Source organism: Kitasatospora sp. NPDC059462 (assembly GCF_042749955.1).
Taxonomy (GTDB): domain Bacteria; phylum Actinomycetota; class Actinomycetes; order Streptomycetales; family Streptomycetaceae; genus Kitasatospora.
This window is the reverse complement of sequence record NZ_JBHYUU010000124.1, coordinates 1-6674: the sequence shown is the minus strand read 5'-3', so window position 1 is coordinate 6674 and position 6674 is coordinate 1. Positions and strand designations below refer to the sequence as shown.

The window sequence follows — 6674 nt, the reverse complement described above, 5'->3', positions numbered from 1 at the left end:
GGGGGCGCCGCCCCGGGCGCCCCGCCCCCCCCGCGGGGCCCTCCCCCCCCGCGGGGGGGGGGGGGGCGCGCGCAGCTCCCCGGGCCGGGGCCCGGCCGGCCCCCCCCCCCCCCCGCGGCCGTATCCGGGTGGGGGCACGGAGTAGGGTGCGGCCAGAGTCGTCTCAGTAAGGTGCTGTCTCGATGCTCGATCGAGGTGTGATGCTCCCCAGCTCGTTCCAGGCCGCCCGCGCCCTGGCGACCACCCGCGTGCTGGAACCACCGGACCTCGCCGACGCCCTCGCCGTCCTCCACCGCGACCCGGTCGCCAACGCCTTCGTCGCCACCCGGGTGGAGGCCGTCGGCCTCGACCCGTGGCGGCTCGGCGGCGAGATGTGGGGCTGGTACGACGAGAACGGCGAACTCGACGCCCTCTGCTACGCGGGGGCCAACCTGGTGCTGGTCAACGCCGGCCCGCAGGCCGTCCAGGCCTTCGCGGAGCGTGCCCGGCGCCAGGGGCGCCGCTGTTCCTCCATCGTGGGCCCGGCCGGGCCCACGGCGGCGCTGTGGGCACTGCTGGAGCGCAGCTGGGGGCCGGCCCGGGAGGTCCGGGCGCACCAGCCGCTGCTGTCGACGAGCGTGCCGTCCGCGGAGATCGGGCCGGATCCGCTGGTCCGCAGGGTGCGGCGCAACGAGATCGACACCCTGATGCCGGCCTGTGTGGCGATGTTCACCGAGGAGGTCGGGGTCTCCCCGCTGGCCGGGGACGGGGGGCTGCTCTACCAGGCCCGGGTCGCCGAACTCGTCTCCACGGGGCGCTCGTTCGCCCGGTTCGGGGAGGGCGGGGAGGTCGTCTTCAAGGCCGAGATCGGGGCCGTCACGGCGGGGGCCTGCCAGATCCAGGGGGTCTGGGTGGCGCCGGAGCACCGGGGGCAGGGGCTCTCCGAGACCGGGATGGCGGCGGTGCTGGACATCGCGCTGCGGGAGGTGGCGCCGGTGGTCTCGCTGTACGTCAACGACTACAACCTGCGGGCTCGGGCCGCGTACCGGCGGGTGGGGTTCCGGGAGGTCGGGGCGTTCATGAGCGTGCTGTTCTGAGGGGCGGGGGCGGGGACGTGGAACGGGACGCGAAGTGGCGGGGCGGGGGTGCCGAGGGGGGTGCCGGGGTGGTGATCGAGGCCATCGACCTCGGGGCGTGGGCTCCGCAGGCGCTGGACGTCCAGGCGGTGGCGTTCGGGCTGACGCCGGAGGAGGTCATGGTCCGGCTGCACATCGTCGGGCGGCACGCGCAGCAGCCCGGGGTGATCGCGTTGGGGGCGTTCGACGGGGGGCGGCTGGTCGGGTTCGGGTACGGCATGCCCAACCACCGTGAGCACTGGTGGAGCACGGTGATCGAGCCCTATCTGGTCGCCCGGGGGCACGGGGACTGGCTGGACGGGGTCTTCGCGGTCACCGAGTTGCACGTGCTGCCGCAGTTCCAGGGGCGGGGGGTCGGCTCGGCGCTGATCCGCACGCTCACCGCGCGGTCCGGGATGGACCGCAGCATCCTCTCCGCGATCGACGCCGAGACGCCGGCGCGGCGGCTCTACCGGGCGCTGGGGTACCGGGACCTCGCGCGGGCCGTGCACTTCCCCAACACGGAGCGGCGGTACGCGGTGATGGGGGCGCCGTTGCCGTTGCGGGGGACGGGCGGGGCCGGGGCGTCTCAGAGCACGCCGGCGAACTCCAGGTAGAGCTCGGCCTCGGGGCGGCGGCCGGCGGCGAGGGCGGCCAGGGCGAGGTCGACGGCGCGGACCAGGGTCCAGCCGCGGAGGCGGTCGCGGTCGACGTCCAGGGCTTCGGCGAGCTGGTGCAGCCGTCGGCGGACGGCGCCGGGCAGGCCGGGGGAGCCGACCAGGGTGTCCGCGCGGTCGAGGACCAGGCGGGCCAGGTCGTAGGCGCGTTCGCCGGCCAGGGGGCGGGGGGCGATGGCCAGCCAGGGGGCGCGGTCGGCGGCGAGGACGTTGCCGTGGTGGAAGTCGCCGTGCAGGAGGAACCGCTCGGCGGCGGAGGCGGTGAGGGCGGTGGCGGTTTCCCTGGCCTCGGTGAGGAGGGGGGTGGCCTCGTCGGGGAGGGCGGGGGCCTCGTCGGGGAGGGCGGGGGCGTCGTCGGGGAGGGCGGGGGCTGCGGGGAGGGAGGAGGCTTCGGGGAGGGGGAGCCAGAGGCGGTGGAGGAGGCTGGTGGCTTCCAGCATCGCCTTGGGCTCGGCGAGGGAGCGGAGGGGGATCTCGCCGTGGAGGCGTTCCAGGAGGAGGACGCCGGAGGTGGCGGTCCGGTGGGCGTCCAGGAGGAGGACGGCGCCGCGGCCGGCCCAGGCGGTGAGGGCTTCGGGCTCGTGGGCGGTCGCGGGGGTCCGGAGGGAGACCTTGAGGGTGGCGGGGGTGAGGTCGTCGTCGCGGTGGACGTAGGCGACGAGGCTGTGGGTGCCGCCGGGGTCGAGGACGCGGTCCAGGGTGAGGGCGAGGCGGGCCAGCTGTTCGGAGACCAGGGCGGGGAGGCCGGCCAGCCAGGCGGGGGCCTCGGCGGGGTGGGTCGCGGTGACGCTTCGCGTGAGCCAGTCGGGGACGGTGATCGGTCCTGGTGCTGCCGACATGGTGGCCTTCCGGTGGCGGGTCCCCTGGGGTGGTACGGGTCCATTGTCGGTTATGGGGGGGATGGGGCGGGGTGGCGACGCGGGGTGGGGGTGTGCAGGACGGCTCCCGGGAGGGTGGGTGCGGGGTCGGCTCCGGGGGTGGCCGCTCCGGGGGGCTGGATGATTTTCCGACTGCCGACACCGTGGGGGCGGGGTGCTCGCCGTGGGCAGTCCGAAAATCACCCGCAACGCCCCCCTCCGCAGCCACCCCCTACGCCGCCCCCTCCCGCAGCGCATCCCTCTCGCTCGGTGGGGGGTGGGGGGTGGGGCGTGGGGGTGGGTGGGTGAGGTGGGGGTTGGGTGGGGGCTTGATCGGGCTGCGTGCCTGGTCAGGGGGTGGGGGTGGTGCTGGGGGTGGGGAAGCCGGGGAAGGGGGTGGGGGTGGCGCCCCAATGGTGGGCGCGGAGGGCGCATTCGCGGAGGGCGTCGGCGGCGAGGGGGCGGTGGGGGGCGGGGACGGCGGCGACCAGGTCGGCGTAGACGGTGGTGAGGCGGGTTTCCAGGTGGGCGGCGAGGCGGGTGGCGGTGGGGGCGTCGGTGACCGGGAAGGGGAGCTGGTAGCCGGGGGCCGCGGCGGTGGGGGTGGCGCCGGTGCCGGTGAGGAGGCGTTGCCAGGCGTCGCGGCGGGACTGGTGGGCGGCCAGGGTGGTGCGGGCGTCGGTGCGCTGCTGGTCGTCGGTGAGGCGGGCGCCGACCACGCCGTAGCCGTAGATGGCGGCGTGTTCGGCGCCCAGGGCGTCCTGGAAGGCGGTGGCCGGCTCGCCGGGGGTGGCGGAGGGGGTCGGGGCGGGGGCCGCCGACGGGGCGGGGTCGCCGAGGGCGAGGGTGTGCAGGACGCCGGCCGCGGAGACGGAGGCCAGCAGACGGGCCAGCTGGGGGGAGGCGGCGCCGAGGTCGGCGAGGCGGGACTGGGCGGTCCGGCGTTCGAGGGCGGCCAGCTCGGCGAGGGTGGTGGGGGCGGCGGTGCCGGGGGGAGTGGCGGGGCTGGTGGTGGTGGGCTGGAGGGCGGCGCGGTGCTGGGCGACCTCGGCGCGCAGCGGCTGGAGCTGGGGGGCCTGGGGGAGGAGGGCGTCGTAGCCGGCCAGGAGGGTGTCGGTGGCGGCGACGGCGCGCAGGCGGACCGGCTCGTCGGGGTCGGGGCGGCGCTGGTCGCCGGCCGGGGCGCTGTCGGTGCCGTGCCCGTCGGTGCAGGCGGTGAGGGCCGTGCCGGCGGTGAGGAGCAGCCCGAGGGTGAGGAAGGTCCGTCGGCTGGGCGGCTGCATGGGTGTCACTCCGGGGCGTGTACGGGAGGACGGCCTGCCCGCCTGCCCTCGATGGCGTGAATGATTACAGAATCCTTACGTCTGTGGGCATGGATTGCGTTCGCGCCGGGGGCGTGCGGGCGGTGTGAGCTTGCTCGCACCGGTCGGGGCGGGGCCGGGGCCGGAATCGGTGGTTGGGGGGTTCACCGGCTAGGCTTTGGGCCGAGCTGCCGCGACCCGGCCGCGCGCCGCACCGGCGCCGGGGGTGCGGGGCGACCTTCCGACAACAGCAGACGCGGCCGAGGAGTCCACCCGGATGAGCACCACCCACATCGACCGGCTGCGCGCGTTGCTGGAGCCGCTGGCCGCGCAGGCGGGCCTGGACCTGGAGGACGTCAAGGTCGCCCAGGCGGGCAGCCGCCGCCAGGTGCAGATCGACGTGGACGCCGACGGCGGCGTGGACCTGGACACCATCGCCGAGTTCAGCCGGGTGGTCGGCGACGCCCTGGACGAGTCGGACGTGATGGGGGCCGGCGCGTACGTCCTGGAGGTCGGTTCGCCGGGCGCGGAGCGGCCGCTGAGCGCCCCGCGGCACTGGATCCGCGCCGAGGGCCGGCTGGCCGCCATCCACCTCGTCGACGGCGGGGAGATCGTCGCGCGGGTGCTGGAGGCGGACGAGGACGGCGCGCTGGTCGAGGTGCAGCCCGTGAAGGGCCGCGGCCGGCCCAAGGAGCGCCGGCTGGAGTACGGCGAGGTCGCCCGGGCCCGGGTCCAGGTGGAGTTCAACCGCAAGGACGACGAGCTGCTGCTCGACGAGAACGTGACGAAAGACGAGGAGGCGTAGCCGTGGACATCGACATGAGTGCCCTGCGCACGCTGGTCAGCGAGAAGAACATCCCCTTCGGCCTCGTGGTCGAGTCGATCGAGTCGGCCCTCCTCACCGCGTACCACCGCACCGAGGGCTCGCGCCGCCGCGCCCGGGTCGAGCTGGACCGCAGGACCGGCCACGTGACGGTGTGGGCGACCGAGGACGCGTCGGAGCTGGAGGAGGGCGTCGAGCCGAAGGAGTTCGACGACACCCCGAGCGGCTTCGGCCGGATCGCCTCCAGCATCGGCATGCAGGTGATGATGCAGCGGCTGCGCGACGCCGCCGACGACCAGACCTTCGGCGAGTACGCGGGCAAGGAGGGCGACATCGTCACCGGTGTCGTCCAGCAGGGCAACGACCCGAAGAACGTGCTGGTCGACATCGGCAAGCTGGAGGCCATCCTCCCGCCGCAGGAGCAGGTCCCGGGCGAGGACTACCGGCACGGCACCCGGCTGAAGTGCTACGTCGTGGCCGTGCGCCGGGGCGTGCGCGGGGCGTCGGTGACGCTGTCGCGCACCCACCCGAGCCTGGTGAAGAAGCTGTTCGCGCTGGAGGTCCCGGAGATCGCGGACGGCAGCGTGGAGATCGCGGCGATCGCCCGTGAGGCCGGCCACCGGACCAAGATCGCGGTCTGGTCGCGCCGCCAGGGGCTGAACGCCAAGGGCGCCTGCATCGGTCCGATGGGCTCCCGGGTGCGCGCGGTGATGGGCGAGCTGCACGGCGAGAAGATCGACATCGTCGACTGGTCGGAGGACCCGCGCGAGATGGTCGCCGCCGCGCTGTCCCCCGCCCGGGTGACCAGTGTGGAGATCGTCGACGCCGCCCAGCGCTCCGCACGGGTGATCGTGCCGGACTACCAGCTGTCGCTGGCGATCGGCAAGGAGGGGCAGAACGCCCGTCTGGCCGCCCGTCTCACCGGGTGGCGGATCGACATCCGGCCGGACACCGAGGGCGGCGAGCAGGAATCCGCGGCCCAGTAGTCGTTGTTGTCGCAGTGTTCCCGCCGTTCCCTCCGGGACCGGCGGGGCGGCGCCATGTCCCTTCGGAGGGGTAGACTTGCCTTCGTCTGGCCGGACGCATGTCCGAGCACGCCCGGAACGCACCTGCGTGGGCTGCCGCAAGCGCGCGGCCAAGCACCAGCTGTTGCGTGTCACGGCGGTCGAGGGCGTCTGCGTCCCTGATCCACGTGGCGCACTGCCGGGCCGGGGCGCACACCTGCACCCCGAACCGGCCTGCCTCGACCTCGCGGTCCGCCGACGGGCGTTCCCCCGGGCCTTCCGGCTCCAGGGCGCGCTCGACACCGGGCGGCTCCGCGAGTTCATCGAGGAGCGGGTGAGCGACAGCTCCCCGTGACGGCCCGCCGCTCGCGCGGCGGAGAACCACCGCAACAAGCACGGCGCACGGGCAGCCGTACGCCGTGCCACCAGTCAGGTACCTCGCGATGTGGAAGTAGGTCGAGATTGCGATGAGCACTCGATGAGTACGCGATGAGTACGCGATGGGTACGCCCATGAAGTAGCGACAGTCCGGCGGACGAGACCCCCGGACTCATAGACAGGAGTGAAGTGGCTAAGGTCCGGGTTTACGAACTCGCCAAGGAGCTTGGCTTGGAGAGCAAGGCCGTCATGGCCAAGCTCACCGAGCTGGGCGAGTTCGTCCGTTCGGCGTCCTCGACGATCGAGGCGCCGGTCGTACGCAAGTTGACTGACGCGCTTGGCGTTGCCCCCACCGGTGGTGGCTCTGCTGCCAAGCCGGGCCCGCGGAAGCCCGCGGCGCCCCAGCCCGCGGCCGGTTCGGCCGCGGGTGCACCCAAGCCGGGTGCCCCGACCCCGGGTCCGCGCCCCGCGGCCCCCGGTCCCCGTCCGACCCCCGCGGCCGCCGCCCCGGCGCCGGCCGCCCCGGCCGCGCCCAAGGCG

Annotated in this window: 8 protein-coding genes; 6 read left to right on the top strand and 2 right to left on the bottom strand. The window is 75.1% G+C overall.

Features of this window, described 5'->3' with window-relative positions:
* Positions 1 to 200 precede the first annotated feature (200 nt).
* Together ACFXAM_RS26535 and ACFXAM_RS26530 are read left to right on the top strand one after the other, a co-directional pair.
* The gene (locus ACFXAM_RS26535) at positions 201 to 1076 is read left to right on the top strand and encodes a GNAT family N-acetyltransferase (protein ID WP_380294823.1); all 876 of its coding nucleotides are present in this window, start codon (positions 201 to 203) and stop codon (positions 1074 to 1076) included.
* A 68-nt stretch (positions 1077 to 1144) separates the two neighbouring features.
* Positions 1145 to 1711 (top strand): GNAT family N-acetyltransferase, encoded by a 567-nt coding sequence (locus tag ACFXAM_RS26530; protein WP_380294794.1) that lies wholly within the window; start codon positions 1145 to 1147, stop codon positions 1709 to 1711.
* On the opposite strand, the gene ACFXAM_RS26525 is transcribed toward ACFXAM_RS26530, so the two are convergent.
* Positions 1684 to 2610 (bottom strand): aminoglycoside phosphotransferase family protein, encoded by a 927-nt coding sequence (locus ACFXAM_RS26525; protein WP_380294793.1) that lies wholly within the window; start codon positions 2608 to 2610, stop codon positions 1684 to 1686. The two genes, ACFXAM_RS26530 and ACFXAM_RS26525, sit on opposite strands and share 28 nt — an antisense overlap.
* A 368-nt stretch (positions 2611 to 2978) precedes the next feature.
* Positions 2979 to 3911, bottom strand: a complete 933-nt coding sequence (locus ACFXAM_RS26520; protein ID WP_380294791.1) for a ferritin-like domain-containing protein — start codon at positions 3909 to 3911, stop codon at positions 2979 to 2981.
* 295 nt (positions 3912 to 4206) lie between these two features.
* Between ACFXAM_RS26520 and rimP the strand changes: the two genes are divergently transcribed.
* The 4 genes from rimP to ACFXAM_RS26500 form a co-directional block, all read left to right on the top strand.
* Positions 4207 to 4734, top strand: coding sequence for a ribosome maturation factor RimP (rimP, locus tag ACFXAM_RS26515; protein ID WP_380294789.1), 528 nt, complete (start codon positions 4207 to 4209; stop codon positions 4732 to 4734).
* Between the two features lie 2 nt (positions 4735 to 4736).
* Positions 4737 to 5738 carry a transcription termination factor NusA gene (nusA, locus tag ACFXAM_RS26510; RefSeq protein WP_380294787.1) on the top strand — a complete coding sequence of 334 codons (1002 nt, stop codon included), beginning with the start codon at positions 4737 to 4739 and terminating at the stop codon, positions 5736 to 5738.
* A gap of 127 nt (positions 5739 to 5865) precedes the next feature.
* Entirely contained in the window at positions 5866 to 6111 is a 246-nt protein-coding gene (locus ACFXAM_RS26505) for a YlxR family protein (protein ID WP_375969135.1), read from the top strand.
* 212 nt (positions 6112 to 6323) lie between these two features.
* Positions 6324 to 6674 (top strand): translation initiation factor IF-2 N-terminal domain-containing protein (locus ACFXAM_RS26500; RefSeq protein WP_380294785.1); only part of this gene is annotated, 351 nt, incomplete at its 3' end.

Coding starts and splice junctions, on each gene's coding strand:
- ACFXAM_RS26535 (WP_380294823.1), top strand. CDS start 201: ATGCTCCCCAGCTCGTTCCAGGCCGCCCGCGCCCTGGCGACCACCCGC.
- ACFXAM_RS26525 (WP_380294793.1), bottom strand. CDS start 2,610: ATGTCGGCAGCACCAGGACCGATCACCGTCCCCGACTGGCTCACGCGA.
- ACFXAM_RS26520 (WP_380294791.1), bottom strand. CDS start 3,911: ATGCAGCCGCCCAGCCGACGGACCTTCCTCACCCTCGGGCTGCTCCTC.
- rimP (WP_380294789.1), top strand. CDS start 4,207: ATGAGCACCACCCACATCGACCGGCTGCGCGCGTTGCTGGAGCCGCTG.